This window comes from Janthinobacterium sp. RA13, assembly GCF_000745325.1.
Classification (GTDB): Bacteria; Pseudomonadota; Gammaproteobacteria; order Burkholderiales; family Burkholderiaceae_D; genus Janthinobacterium; species Janthinobacterium rivuli.
Map to the genome: position 1 here is coordinate 2,831,201 of NZ_JQNP01000001.1, position 12,153 is coordinate 2,843,353.

Here is a 12,153-nt window from a genome sequence, read left to right on the forward strand (position 1 = left end):
GCTGCGCTAATCCGACCTACCGGACTGCCACATGCCCAGAGGCGTGGCGGACCAGTCTCAACCGTTTGCCAGCAAGAAAAAGCGCCGACACCCGCAAGGGTCCGGCGCTTTTTCTTGCGCAACGGCGAAGGTCGGATTAGCGGGACGAAGGCCCGCGTAATCCGACAACAGTGTTGATCATGGCCGCGTCGGATTACCGCGACAATACCTTGCGTATCGTCTCGGCCAATTCAGCCGCCACAAATTTCGCCACATAACCATCGGCGCCCACGCCCTTGACGTGGTCTTCGTTGGTCGAGCCCGTCAGCGACGAGTGGATCACCACGGGGATGTTGGAGAAACGGCCATCGTTCTTGATGTTGCGCGTCAAGGTAAAACCATCCATTTCCGGCATTTCCAGGTCGGTCAGCACCAGCGCGACCTTGTCTTTCGCCGTCTTGCCTTCCGTCGCCGCCTGAGCCGAGATCGCCTGCAGGCGTTCCCACGCTTCCTTGCCCGTCTTGGTCATGATGAAAGGCACGCCCATCGCTTCGAGGCCCTTTTCGATCAGCGAGCGGGCCAGCGAGGAATCGTCGGCCGCGAGGATCACGGCGCCGGCCGGCAAGCGCACTTGCGGGCCGATGCTGTTCTCGTCCACGTCCGGGTCGCCCGACGGCAGCACGTTGCGCAGGATTTGTTCCACGTCCAGCACTTGCGCCAGGCGTGTCTTGTCCGTGTCGCCATCGAGCCGCGCGATACTGGTGACGAGGCCGCCGCCAACGCTCGACTCGGCCGACAGCACCTGATTCCATTCCAGGCGCACGATTTCATCGACCTCTTCCACGGCAAACGCCTGTGTCGAGCGGGCAAATTCGGTCACCATCAGGATCTTCAAACCATTGCTCTTGCAGCCGACCGCCATCGGCAAGTCGATCACGGGCACGATCTGGCCACGGATGTTGACCACGCCCAGCATGTGCGGGTGCGAACCGGCCACGGCCGTGATGGCCGGCATTTCCATGATTTCACGGACTTTGAACACATTGATGCCGAACAGTTCGCGGCTGGTCGAGTGATCACTGGTGCCCAGCTTGAACAGGAACAGTTCGAATTTATTATTGCCTGTCAGGCTGGTGCGTTCATCGACATCTTGCTGCATTGAATTCATTGTGTCCCCTTGAGCCGTCTTGTAAAGTTAAGTCGCCTGTCCCTGATGCTGCGGACAGTGCGGACTGCACGTCGCATGGACGTCGGATGGCGGGTTCGGGGCATGGCCGGCGCTAGCGGTGCAGTGTGTATCGTACAATTTCTTACAACCAATAGTTGCTATCGATTCCAGCTTGAATTATACGGTTTTTTACTTTCTTCAAAGCTACTTTACGCTGCCAACGGCGATCCGGACAGCATTTCTTGATTTGCTTGTTGCTACAGCGCAAATGATGACGGAGAGAATCGAAAATTTCCCTGGCAACCATGGTTGCTTTGAAAAGCCAGGTGAAAAGCATGGCGCAGCGCCAGCAGCGGCGAACGGCATATAATGGCCATGCTGGCAGCACTGGCAAGCATACCGGGCAAAATGGCGACGGCAGCGGATGGAATGTAGTAAAATTTCTTGCAATTGCCTGTTCTACGTAGTAAATTTACACCATCGATTATAGTAGCGACAGACTGGCACTTCCGGTCGGCTTTCTCCCCGCTCCGGCCCTTTTACTTTTGCGACGACACTCACTTATGGCACTTACCGATTTTGACCTGGTCCTGTTTGGCGGCAGCGGCGATTTAGCAATGCGCAAGTTGTTGCCTGCAATGTATGCGCGCGACGTCGCGAACGATTTGCCGCCGACGGCGCGCATCATCTGTGTGGGCCGCCAGGACAGCGGCCAGGATGCCTTCCTGAAAATGGTAGAGACCAACTCGCGTCCCCATATCAAGGCCAGCACCCTGAATGCCGCCACCTGGAGCAAATTTTGCGCGCGCATCGTGTATGTGTCGCTCAACGCCAGCGATGCGGCCACGTACGCGCCGCTGGTCGAAGCGCTGCGCGGCGATGCCGACCTGACGCGCGTGTACTACCTGGCGACGCCGCCGCATTTGTTCGCCCTGATCTGCGACAACCTGGAAGACAACGGCCTGGTGACGCCGAATTCGCGCGTGGTCCTGGAAAAGCCGCTGGGCCGCGACCTGGCCAGCGCCAAGCAGATCAATGCCGAAGTGGGCAAGGTATTCCAGGAATCGCAGATCTACCGTATCGACCATTACCTGGGCAAGGAAACCGTGCAGAACTTGCTGGCCCTGCGCTTCGGCAACATCCTGTTCGAACCGCTGTGGCGCCGGGAATGGATTTCCGACGTGCAGATCACCATCGCCGAAAAGCTGGGCGTGGGCAACCGCATGGGTTACTACGATACCTCGGGCGCGCTGCGCGACATGCTGCAAAACCACTTGCTGCAACTGCTGTGCATCGTCGCCATGGAACCGCCGACCTCGATCGCGCCGGATGCCGTGCGCGATGAAAAGCTGCAAGTGCTGCGCTCGCTGAAAAAATTCACGCCCACCACCCTGGCGCAAAACATCGTGCGCGGCCAGTACCGCGCTGGCCACGTCGACGGCGCCACCGTGCCGAGCTACCGCGACGAACCGGATGCGCCGGAACATTCGCGCACCGAAACCTTCGTTGCCCTGAAGGCGGAAATCGACACCTGGCGCTGGGCCGGTGTGCCGTTCTACCTGCGCACGGGCAAGCGCATGGCCGACAGCCTGGCCGAGATCGTCGTGCGCTTCAAACAGATCCCGCACTCGATCTTCAACCAGCCCACGTCGAGCTTCCAGCCGAACTGCCTGGTGATCCGTCTGCAGCCGGACGAAGGCTTGCGCATGAATTTGATGGCGAAAACCCCGGGCGACGGCATGCGCCTGAAACCGGCGGAACTGGAACTCGATTTCCGCGAGTCGTTCAAGACCCCGCGCATGGACGCCTACGAGCGTTTGCTGCTCGACGTCCTGCGCGGCCAGTTGACCCTGTTCATGCGCGGCGACGAACTGGAAGCGGCCTGGGAATGGGTCGAGCCGATTCTCGACAACTGGGAACAGAACGACAGCGCGCCGATTCCGTACACGGCAGGCACCTGGGGCCCCGCGGCCGCCAGCGCCCTGATCGGCCGCGATGGCTTGCAGTGGCGTGAAGAAGCCCTGCCGGAAGACTAATCTAGCAGGGCAAGGAGCCGTGCCTTGCAAGGCACGGCCGTTACGCAGGCGCGGAGCTGTGCTCCGCGAATTCCCTGCTTCACCGCTTCCCGAAATCAGAAGACTAATTTAATGCTGCTTGACTCCATCCGCACCCAGCTCGATTCGCTCTCCAAGTCGGAGAAGAAGGTCGCGCTGGCCGTGCTTGACCAGCCTAACCAGACGGTCAGCCAGAACATCACGGCGCTGGCGAAAAGCGCGCAGGTGTCGGAACCGACCGTGGTGCGTTTTTGCCGCACCCTGGGCTATGACGGCTGGCATGAATTCAAGCTGAAGCTGGCGCAGGGCCTGGCCCTGGCCATGCCGGGCGCGAACGAGCAGCCGGCGCAGGACGACCTGGCGGCCGACCTGGTGAATAAAATCTGCAGCCGCTCGATCAACACCCTGCTCGACCTGCGCAACAACCTGAACCCGGAAGCGATCCAGCGCGCGCTCGACATCCTGTCACGCGCCAGCAAGATCGAATTCTATGGCCAGGGCACATCGGGCATCGTGGCGGCCGACGCGCAGCACAAGTTCTTCCGCTCGGGCGTGCCGACGGTGGCCTACAGCGATCCGAACATCCACAGCATCGCCGCGGCCCTGCTGCGCGGCGGCGACTGCCTGGTGGCCATCTCGCAGCGCGGCAACAGCCCCGCCCTGGTCCGCTCCGTGAAACTGGCGCGCCGCGGCGGCGCCGACGTCGTCGTGCTGGCCCCATCGGGCACGCCGCTGGCCGACCTGGCAACCGTGCTGATCCCGATCGACCTGGTCTTCAACACCGACCCCTACACGCCGATTTCCGCCCGTCTGGCCTATCTGGTGGTGATCGACGTGCTGGCCGTGGGCCTGGCCCTGCAGCGGGGCCCCGAGTTCCGCAAGAAAATGCAAAATGCACAGAAGGCGCTGCAGGAATTCGACATGCAGTTCGATTCCTTCATCGGCTGATCTGGCTGATACCCTGCCGGCTCCAGCATCGCCGGAGCCGCTCCTTATCCAAACGTCTCCATTCGACCGGGATGTCTCTTCCTTGATTTCACAGGAGGAACCGGTACACCCGCAGCCTTTGCATCGAAAAATCAGCCCACCATCCTTGTCTAAGAAATGGGATCCTTTGGTTTCCCATAGTGGCGTATCGGATGAGCAGTGCTATATCCGGGATAAATTGAAACCACAACCCGAACTTCATCGTTTGGAAAAAAATGGATAAAGATACTTCCCGTTTCATCGTATTTTTCCACTTCCACCATTTTTTCTTTAATAATATGTTTTAGTCCATCCGGCATATCCCACCGCACCAGCACCATCATTCCCGGATACCACGCTCTCGGAATGGAGGCACAGCAAACTTCAGGTCCTCCCGCTCCCCATCTGGCCATATTGGCACCTCCGGCTCCATCCACCGACGCGGAGTAAATAAAATTCCCGGTATGGTTCACAATACCCACCTGCGCTATCGCGGTAGGACCTGGGCCGGCTTCCTCGACCTGCCTGGCCTTGAACGCACAGCCGCTCAGCAGCAAAGCAGCGCCAAGATAAATAATCCATTTCATGATTTTCACCTTGCAGAAAATGCCACGTCGTTTTTCACTTTACCGCCACATACGGCAATAGAAAATAGGGGGATGCCCATGCGTGGATGCGTCAAGAAAAAATGCTGGGAAGCGGTCCAGAAATGGAATTTTATCGATCATCTTATCAAGGAAGATTGGCAGGTTTTTCGGAGTGAAGAATAGGATGAATTTTGCTAGGCCCTCCAGCATTTGACACAACCACTCTCACCTCGTCATTCTCAAAAAAATGCATATAAATATCTCCTGGTCTATCATATTTTTCCACTTCCACCATTTTTTCTTTGACAACGTCGGTATGCCCCTCAGGCATATTCCACCGCACCAGGACTTTCATACCCGGATGCCACACACGAGGAATGGATGCGCAGCAAATATTGGCAAGTCCCGCCCCCCATCTGGCCATATTCCCCCCTCCCGCCCCATCCACCGATGCGGAATAAATATACTTCCCCGTATGATTGACAATACCCACCTGCGCCGTCGCGGTAGGACTTTGGCCGGCTTGCTCAACCTGCCTGGCCTTGAGGGCGCAACCGCTCAGCAGCAAGACAGTGCCAAGATACATAATCCATTTCATGATTTTCACCTTGCAAAAAATGCTACGTGGTTTTTCTACTTTACTACCATATACGGCAATAGAAAATAAGGGACTGTCCACACGTGGATGCTTCAAGAAAAAGTGCTCGGAAGCGGTCCAGAAATGGAAATTTTATCGATCATCCTATCAAGGAATATTGGCAGGTTTTCCGGAGTGAAGAATAGGATGAGTTTTTGCCCCCCCTCCAGCATTTGACACGATAACCCTCACCTTATCATTGGGGAAGAAATGCATATAGATATCGCCAGGCTCATCGTATTTTTCCACTTCCACCATTTTTTCTTTAATAATATGTTTTAGTCCATCCGGCATATCCCACCGCACCAAGACCATCATTCCCGGATACCACACTCGAGGAATGGATGTGCAGCAAATATTGGCAAGCCCCGCCCCCCATCTGGCCATATTCCCTCCTCCGGCCCCATCCACCGACGCGGAGTAAATAAATTCGCCCGTATGATTCACAATACCCACCTGCGCCGTCGCGGTAGGACTTGGCCCGGCTTGCTCAGCCTGCCTGGCCTTGAAGGCGCAGCCGCTCAGCAGCAAGGCCGTGCCAAGATACATAATCCATTTCATGATTTTCCTTTTATAAAAATAGGCAGTTGAAGGAACAAGGCTAGGCAGCCGAGCGCGCCTGCCAGAAATCGTCGGGCAGCGTGTCGAGCTCGGACAGGTAATTCGCACCCTGGCGCGTGCGCCGCAACAGGCTGGCCATGGCAGGATGCAAGGTGAAATCATCGGCCAGCATCAAGGCCAGGGCGCTGAAATGCTGACGCTGGCCCGCCGCCTCGATGCCGCTGGCGTTTGCCATAAGCAAATGACGCGCCACGCGCGCGTGGCACTGGGCCGGAGTGTCGGAATGAAACAGGTCCGACTACACATCATGCAGATTGGCCAGGATGGCGTCGGCCTCGGCGCTATCCACCAAGGAGGCAAAGGCGGTGTCGCTGAGGGGGAATTTATCAAACTCCGCCGGGGCGCACGGCTAGCTCAATGACCTAGCTTGACTTACACCGTCTTCGCCCGCTCCACCGCATCGGCAGATCTGTGATCGGCCATCGCGATACCGCGCTGTTCCTTGTGCAAAACAGGTAGCATGCCCGCATACTGAGCGCCCGACGGCTTGAAGGTATCCGATCCCATGTAAATTGACCGGAAACGCAAATAGCCACCTCCCATGAGTTTACTCTCGCGTCCGCCCTTGTCCGGTTCGATCGCATCCATTTCATTTTCGGTGCCTTTGACAGCTTTGTATCGCAGCAATTGCTCTTTTTCCTTCGTGCTCAAATTATAGGGATTGAGCTTCCCAGGGTCTGCCTCCGGACCGCTCTCCCAGTCACGGGCTCGCTCTTCCTGCGCCACAAGCAATTCCAGCGCGTACCACAAGTCGGGAATGTCTTTCCCCAGCGGTTTGAACCACGCGCGCGAGTCATGCACGAACTGCTCAAAAAAGTTATTTACTTCGGCGGGTGGTACCGGCTTGTCCCAAAATTCGGCAATAGGTTTCCATTCAGGATTACGGGGCTGCCCTCTACTATTGGTCGTGCGCTGATCGATGCGCCACTTCTCAAAGCTCGCAACCTCTTCCTCCAGCTCTTTGTCCGCCATCGTGAGATCAGTAAAATCAAATTTCCCGCTTTTATAGCTTGTTGCCAAATTCTTGACATTCGGTAAATTTCCCATCTTGCCTAGCATTTTCTTGCGCCACTGTATGTACAGCATATGCTGGAATTCCATGATTCTATGTAGCCGCAATGAGGGTTCAGCGCCTTGCTGCGCATGGCAAAAGCCGATATACGCATTGAAGGTGGTTATAGTCCGCGGATTGATGCGAAAGGCCCGCTTCGTCGCTTCACTGGCCTCTTCCAGCTTCAGCGGCACCCCGGCCAGGCGGGCAGCCCGGTACATCGTGGCCAACGTAATGCGCGACATCAAGTCGCCTCCGCTTGGATCTGTACCGCGCCCTTGTTCTTGCGGCAGATAGCCGCCTCCGATGTCCGAATGAACACCAGGAAAAACAATTTCCATACAATTAGGGGGAATATTGCCCAGGTGAGCAACGGAGTCCAAGGGAAAAGACCGGCGCACTTCATGCGCCGACACCAGATGCAGGCACTTGCTTGGCCCCGGTGACGTAGGTATTCTGAGCGACACTTCGGCGTCGGCCCAGCCACCATGTCCATCCACCATCCTGTTCGGGAGGGGTACTGAAGCCGCCAAGCCAACCGAAGCGACGGTATCGAACAGGCCCATGAAGTCGAAGGTCACCTCGATAGTGCCAATACTTAACTGGCGAGCCTTGACGCCCTTGCTAACGGTCAGTTGCGCATCGAGCTTGCATAACCAGATGAACCAGTAGGCAAACGAGCGCGCTTCGGCTGCGCCACGCGAGAAACCGAACATCGACACGAAGATATTGAGCACCTTGCCCTTATTGACGCTTTTCGCCGGCGCATCGGTTGGAACAAATGGCCGCAAATTGCTGTGCAACTTTTGCAAGGCCTGCGTGAAAGCGTTCACCAGCGCCTGTGAAGGCTGCACTTTGCTGGGCAAACTGAGCGTATTGAAGTCCTGTTTAAACGTCTTGTCATCCACCAGGGGAGCATCGGTATAATATCTGTGCACATTATTCAATGCTTCCACCAATGCCCAGATGATGCGATTCTCGCCCTTGTAGGCGAAGGCCAGGCCGCGCGCCCGGTCGCTGGTGAGGATGCTAAATCCCTCGCCCGTATCGCCAACCTCGTCGAAGCGTGTTCCCACTCCGGGAACATAGGTGCGAAAGTAACTCTTGTGGTATTTTTCCTCCAAGTCCGGCCACGCCTCGCTGCCATGCGTGTCTTTTCCCCCGGGAAATGCACGATACAAGCGCGCCACGTTGCTGTGCGAATGAAGCGGTACATCCCGCTTCATATTATTGTTGGTGCCGTCGAAGAAGAAGCCAAAGAACAGATTCGCATCGCATGAGGGGGGAAATCCTGGGGCCGGACATTCCCTTTTTTTGACTAAATCACCCAATATTTTCAGTTCTATCTCATCATCAAAAAATTTAGCTGAATCTGCTGGTTCATTTTTCTCAGCAGAATAAATAGTGGCCAAAAATGCAGTCATGGATGCATTCCCTCAAGGCTCTGAATGAGTTTCTTCTTATACTCAATTACATCCTTTAATTCATCAATTTCAGTGACCGTCATCTTATTACTATTACGTGCCAATCCTTTTTCCATAGTATCTAACCATTTTTTTTCCAATTCTATTTTTGCTTTACGACGCTGTGTCCGATACTCCTTCGTCGCTACCGGATACCCCTTGATTTTCCCCGGCCACTCCGGCAAGCTCGGTCCGTAATGCGACACAACGGCTCCCACGCTGCCATCTTCGTAGACGATCAGCCAGATATCACCGGCCTTCCCATTCGGATACGGCGGGATGCTGACCGTCTCGCGATGAAAGGTTGGGTCCGGGGACAACTGATAGACCACCACCACCTTCAAATCCGCATGCCACTTTTCCGGCACGCTGAAACAGCATATCGATCCGCCCTGCCCGTATGGACGGATCGAATCGCCACCGCCGCCGCTGTTGGTATTGCCAGGATTTTCAACCGCGATGTAATCGACTTCTCGCGAAGAATAATTCAGCGCCTGAATGCTCGCGGCCATGACGACGCCGGGTAAGCATGCGGCCAGCAAAAGGCCTCGCAATAGTTGCCTCTTGAGTAACGCACTCATGGTTTCCCCCTATGTATCAATGCCAAGACTCAGAGCGCGTGCCTTGGCGCCATTGCTAACGGTCAGTTGCGTATCCAGTTTGCATAGCCTGGCGTCACTGCCATGCGTATCTTTACCGCCGGAAAATGCACGATACAAGCGCGCCACGTTGCTGTGCGAGTGAAACGCCACATCCCGCTCCATATTATTGTTGGTGCCGTCGAAGAAGAAACCGAAAAATAGATTGACATCACATGGCGGAGGGAAACCTGGAAGTGGACACTCACGCGCCTTCATGAATTTTATAATTTTATCCATTTCATCTATTCCGTCAAAAAAACGGTCTTTATCAGATGGATCATTTTTATCTACAGAATAGCTTTTGGCTAAAAAAGCAATCATGGATTTCCTTCCAAGCTTTGGATGACTTTTTTCTGAAACTCAATGATTTCCTGAATCTCCTTTACCTTCTCATCTGGCAAAGAATTCCCTCTAAGCAACAGTCCTCTTTCCACCGTAAGTAAGCTAGCTTTTTCTCTCTTCAATTTCTGCTTACGACGCTCATCCCGATACTCCTTCGTCGGCACCGGATACCCCTTGATTTTTCCCGGCCACTCCGGTCGGCTCGGTCCGTAAAGCGACACCACGGCTCCCACGCTGCCATCTTCATAGACGATCAGCCAGATATCGCCCGCCTTCCCATCCGGATACTGTGGAACACTGACCGTCTCGCGATGAAAGGTCGGGTCCGGGGACAACTGATAGACCACCACCACCTTCAAATCCGCATGCCACTTTTCCGGCACGGTGAAACAGCATATCGATCCGCCCTGCCCGTATGGACGGATCGAATCGCCACCGCCGCCGCTGTTGGTATTGCCAGGATTTTCAACCGCGATGTAATCGACTTCGCGCGAAGAATAATTCAGCGCCTGAATGCTCGCGGCCATGGCGACGCCGGGTAAGCATACGGCCAGCAAAAGCCCTCGCCATAGTTGGCTCTTGAGTAAGGTATTCATGGTTTCATCCCTATGCATAAATGCCAAGACTCAGAGCGCGTGCCTTGACGCCCTTACTAACGTTCAGTTGCGTATCCAGTTTGCATAGCCTGGCGTCACTGCCATGCGTGTCTTTATCACCTGAAAATGCACGATACAAACGCGCCACATTGCTATGAGCATGAAATGCCATATCCCGTTTCATATTATTATTGGTGCCGTCGAAAAAAAAAGCCGAAAAACAGATTGACATCACATGGCGGAGGGAAACCTGGAAATGGGCATTCACGATCCTTTGCAAAATCACCAAGAATTGGTTTTTCATTTTTCGCGCCAAAAAAAACAATGAAATCAGGAGGATCATTTTTTATAGCTGGACAAATATCAACTAAAAAAGCAGTCATTTATCACTTTCCTCAAGAATATTAATAATCTTTTTACTATATTCAATTGTCCCCTTCAATCTCATCAACTCTACAGGAGTTAGGTCACTCACATCGCCATCTAATGCATTCTCCATAGAATGTAGAACAGCCTTTTCTCTTTTTATTTTTTCCTTGCGGCGTTCATCCCGATACTCCTTCGTCGGCACCGGATACCCCTTGATTTTTCCCGGCCACTCCGGTCGGCTCGGTCCGTAAAGCGACACCACGGCTCCCACGCTGCCATCTTCATAGACGATCAGCCAGATATCGCCCGCCTTCCCATCCGGATACTGTGGAACACTGACCGTCTCGCGATGAAAGGTCGGGTCCGGGGACAACTGATAGACCACCACCACCTTCAAATCCGCATGCCACTTTTCCGGCACGGTGAAACAGCATATCGACCCGCCCTGCCCGTATGGACGGATCGAATCGCCACCGCCGCCGCTGTTGGTATTGCCAGGATTTTCAACCGCGATGTAATCGACTTCGCGCGAAGAATAATTCAGCGCCTGAATGCTCGCGGCCATGGCGACGCCGGGTAAGCATACGGCCAGCAAAAGCCCTCGCCATAGTTGGCTCTTGAGTAAGGTATTCATGGTTTCATCCCTATGCATAAATGCCAAGACTCAGAGCGCGTGCCTTGACGCCCTTACTAACGTTCAGTTGCGTATCCAGTTTGCATAGCCTGGCGTCACTGCCATGCGTGTCTTTATCACCTGAAAATGCACGATACAAGCGCGCCACGTTGCTGTGCGAATGAAACGGCACATCCCGTTTCATTTATTGTTGGTGCCATCGAAGAAGAAGCCGAAAAACAGATTGACATCACATGGGGGAGGGAAGCCGGGAAGTGGGCACTCACGCTTCTTCATAAATCCTATAATTTCATCCATTTCATTAATTCCATCAAAAAAACGTTCCTTGTCAGATGGATCATTTTTATCTACAGAATAGCTTTCGGCCAAAAAATCTGTCATCGCACATTCCCATCTAAACTTTGGACAACTTTTTTTTGAAATTCAATAATTTCTTTTTTTTCTTTTATCTTTTCATCTGACAGAGTATAAAAATCACGCTGCAATCTTTTTTCCAAAAAATCGAGCGTATTTCTCTCTCTCTTTATTTTATCTTTACGACGCTCATCCCGATACTCCTTCGTCGGCACCGGATACCCCTTGATTTTTCCCGGCCACTCCGGTCGGCTCGGTCCGTAAAGCGACACCACGGCTCCCACGCTGCCATCTTCATAGACGATCAGCCAGATATCGCCCGCCTTCCCATCCGGATACTGTGGAACACTGACCGTCTCGCGATGAAAGGTCGGGTCCGGGGACAACTGATAGACCACCACCACCTTCAAATCCGCATGCCACTTTTCCGGCACGCTGAAACAGCATATCGATCCGCCCTGCCCGTATGGACGGATCGAATCGCCACCGCCGGCGCTGTTGGTATTGCCAGGATTTTCAACCGCGATGTAATCGACTTCGCGCGAAGAATAATTCAGCGCCTGAATGCTCGCGGCCGTGGCGACGCCGGGTAAACATGCGGCCAGCAAGAGGACTCGCCAGCAATGGTGCTTGAGCAACGTCGTCATGATGTCATCGCTATCTATAAAATCGCCAAATGAATCTACCCGGC

Annotated in this window: 16 protein-coding genes; 3 read left to right on the top strand and 13 right to left on the bottom strand. The window is 54.4% G+C overall.

Annotation, left to right across the window (positions count from 1 at the left end):
- Nucleotides 1–193 precede the first annotated feature (193 nt).
- On the bottom strand, nt 194–1,147 hold the full coding sequence (locus FG13_RS12515; protein ID WP_035821285.1) for a chemotaxis protein: 954 nt from the start codon (nt 1,145–1,147) through the stop codon (nt 194–196).
- Nucleotides 1,148–1,319: 172 nt separating this feature from the next.
- Between FG13_RS12515 and FG13_RS30055 the strand changes: the two genes are divergently transcribed.
- From FG13_RS30055 to FG13_RS12525, 3 genes are all read left to right on the top strand, one after another.
- A complete protein-coding gene (locus FG13_RS30055) occupies nt 1,320–1,517 on the top strand; it encodes a hypothetical protein (RefSeq protein WP_152598756.1) in 198 nt (65 codons plus the stop codon).
- Between the two features lie 193 nt (nt 1,518–1,710).
- Entirely contained in the window at nt 1,711–3,183 is a 1,473-nt protein-coding gene (gene zwf, locus FG13_RS12520; RefSeq protein ID WP_034750861.1) for a glucose-6-phosphate dehydrogenase, read from the top strand.
- Nucleotides 3,184–3,294: 111 nt separating this feature from the next.
- Nucleotides 3,295–4,149 carry an SIS domain-containing protein gene (locus tag FG13_RS12525; RefSeq protein ID WP_034750862.1) on the top strand — a complete coding sequence of 285 codons (855 nt, stop codon included), beginning with the start codon at nt 3,295–3,297 and terminating at the stop codon, nt 4,147–4,149.
- 149 nt (nt 4,150–4,298) lie between these two features.
- Here FG13_RS12525 and FG13_RS29465 read toward each other — a convergent pair whose 3' ends face one another.
- From FG13_RS29465 to FG13_RS12575, 12 genes are all read right to left on the bottom strand, one after another.
- Nucleotides 4,299–4,754: a DUF3304 domain-containing protein gene (locus FG13_RS29465; protein WP_081922554.1), complete on the bottom strand. Its 456-nt coding sequence runs from the start codon at nt 4,752–4,754 to the stop codon at nt 4,299–4,301.
- 145 nt (nt 4,755–4,899) lie between these two features.
- Entirely contained in the window at nt 4,900–5,352 is a 453-nt protein-coding gene (locus FG13_RS29470) for a DUF3304 domain-containing protein (RefSeq protein ID WP_081922555.1), read from the bottom strand.
- A gap of 147 nt (nt 5,353–5,499) precedes the next feature.
- Nucleotides 5,500–5,952 carry a DUF3304 domain-containing protein gene (locus FG13_RS12535; protein ID WP_035821288.1) on the bottom strand — a complete coding sequence of 151 codons (453 nt, stop codon included), beginning with the start codon at nt 5,950–5,952 and terminating at the stop codon, nt 5,500–5,502.
- 40 nt (nt 5,953–5,992) lie between these two features.
- Nucleotides 5,993–6,187 carry a hypothetical protein gene (locus FG13_RS30460; RefSeq protein ID WP_051958984.1) on the bottom strand — a complete coding sequence of 65 codons (195 nt, stop codon included), beginning with the start codon at nt 6,185–6,187 and terminating at the stop codon, nt 5,993–5,995.
- Nucleotides 6,188–6,384: 197 nt separating this feature from the next.
- Complete coding sequence (locus tag FG13_RS12545; RefSeq protein WP_035821290.1) at nt 6,385–8,487, bottom strand: T6SS phospholipase effector Tle1-like catalytic domain-containing protein; 2,103 nt, start codon at nt 8,485–8,487, stop codon at nt 6,385–6,387.
- Complete coding sequence (locus FG13_RS12550) at nt 8,484–9,107, bottom strand: DUF3304 domain-containing protein (RefSeq protein ID WP_035821292.1); 624 nt, start codon at nt 9,105–9,107, stop codon at nt 8,484–8,486. Before FG13_RS12550 ends, FG13_RS12545 begins: the two co-directional genes overlap by 4 nt.
- Before the next feature lie 9 nt (nt 9,108–9,116).
- Nucleotides 9,117–9,488: a hypothetical protein gene (locus tag FG13_RS30670; protein ID WP_035821294.1), complete on the bottom strand. Its 372-nt coding sequence runs from the start codon at nt 9,486–9,488 to the stop codon at nt 9,117–9,119.
- Nucleotides 9,485–10,105 carry a DUF3304 domain-containing protein gene (locus tag FG13_RS12560; RefSeq protein ID WP_035821297.1) on the bottom strand — a complete coding sequence of 207 codons (621 nt, stop codon included), beginning with the start codon at nt 10,103–10,105 and terminating at the stop codon, nt 9,485–9,487. The genes FG13_RS30670 and FG13_RS12560 overlap by 4 nt, the downstream gene beginning before the upstream one ends.
- 10 nt (nt 10,106–10,115) lie before the next feature.
- Nucleotides 10,116–10,409, bottom strand: coding sequence for a hypothetical protein (locus tag FG13_RS30675; RefSeq protein WP_152598758.1), 294 nt, complete (start codon nt 10,407–10,409; stop codon nt 10,116–10,118).
- A 75-nt stretch (nt 10,410–10,484) separates the two neighbouring features.
- Complete coding sequence (locus tag FG13_RS12570; protein WP_035821301.1) at nt 10,485–11,108, bottom strand: DUF3304 domain-containing protein; 624 nt, start codon at nt 11,106–11,108, stop codon at nt 10,485–10,487.
- A 180-nt stretch (nt 11,109–11,288) separates the two neighbouring features.
- Nucleotides 11,289–11,489, bottom strand: a complete 201-nt coding sequence (locus FG13_RS30065; protein ID WP_152598759.1) for a hypothetical protein — start codon at nt 11,487–11,489, stop codon at nt 11,289–11,291.
- Nucleotides 11,486–12,109, bottom strand: a complete 624-nt coding sequence (locus FG13_RS12575) for a DUF3304 domain-containing protein (RefSeq protein ID WP_035821303.1) — start codon at nt 12,107–12,109, stop codon at nt 11,486–11,488. The genes FG13_RS30065 and FG13_RS12575 overlap by 4 nt, the downstream gene beginning before the upstream one ends.
- Nucleotides 12,110–12,153: the final 44 nt, after the last annotated feature.

Coding starts and splice junctions, on each gene's coding strand:
- FG13_RS12515 (WP_035821285.1), bottom strand. CDS start 1,147: ATGAATTCAATGCAGCAAGATGTCGATGAACGCACCAGCCTGACAGGC.
- zwf (WP_034750861.1), top strand. CDS start 1,711: ATGGCACTTACCGATTTTGACCTGGTCCTGTTTGGCGGCAGCGGCGAT.
- FG13_RS12525 (WP_034750862.1), top strand. CDS start 3,295: ATGCTGCTTGACTCCATCCGCACCCAGCTCGATTCGCTCTCCAAGTCG.
- FG13_RS29465 (WP_081922554.1), bottom strand. CDS start 4,754: ATGAAATGGATTATTTATCTTGGCGCTGCTTTGCTGCTGAGCGGCTGT.
- FG13_RS29470 (WP_081922555.1), bottom strand. CDS start 5,352: ATGAAATGGATTATGTATCTTGGCACTGTCTTGCTGCTGAGCGGTTGC.
- FG13_RS12535 (WP_035821288.1), bottom strand. CDS start 5,952: ATGAAATGGATTATGTATCTTGGCACGGCCTTGCTGCTGAGCGGCTGC.
- FG13_RS30460 (WP_051958984.1), bottom strand. CDS start 6,187: ATGGCAAACGCCAGCGGCATCGAGGCGGCGGGCCAGCGTCAGCATTTC.
- FG13_RS12545 (WP_035821290.1), bottom strand. CDS start 8,487: ATGACTGCATTTTTGGCCACTATTTATTCTGCTGAGAAAAATGAACCA.
- FG13_RS12550 (WP_035821292.1), bottom strand. CDS start 9,107: ATGAGTGCGTTACTCAAGAGGCAACTATTGCGAGGCCTTTTGCTGGCC.
- FG13_RS30670 (WP_035821294.1), bottom strand. CDS start 9,488: ATGATTGCTTTTTTAGCCAAAAGCTATTCTGTAGATAAAAATGATCCA.
- FG13_RS12560 (WP_035821297.1), bottom strand. CDS start 10,105: ATGAATACCTTACTCAAGAGCCAACTATGGCGAGGGCTTTTGCTGGCC.
- FG13_RS30675 (WP_152598758.1), bottom strand. CDS start 10,409: ATGAAAAACCAATTCTTGGTGATTTTGCAAAGGATCGTGAATGCCCAT.
- FG13_RS12570 (WP_035821301.1), bottom strand. CDS start 11,108: ATGAATACCTTACTCAAGAGCCAACTATGGCGAGGGCTTTTGCTGGCC.
- FG13_RS30065 (WP_152598759.1), bottom strand. CDS start 11,489: ATGACAGATTTTTTGGCCGAAAGCTATTCTGTAGATAAAAATGATCCA.
- FG13_RS12575 (WP_035821303.1), bottom strand. CDS start 12,109: ATGACGACGTTGCTCAAGCACCATTGCTGGCGAGTCCTCTTGCTGGCC.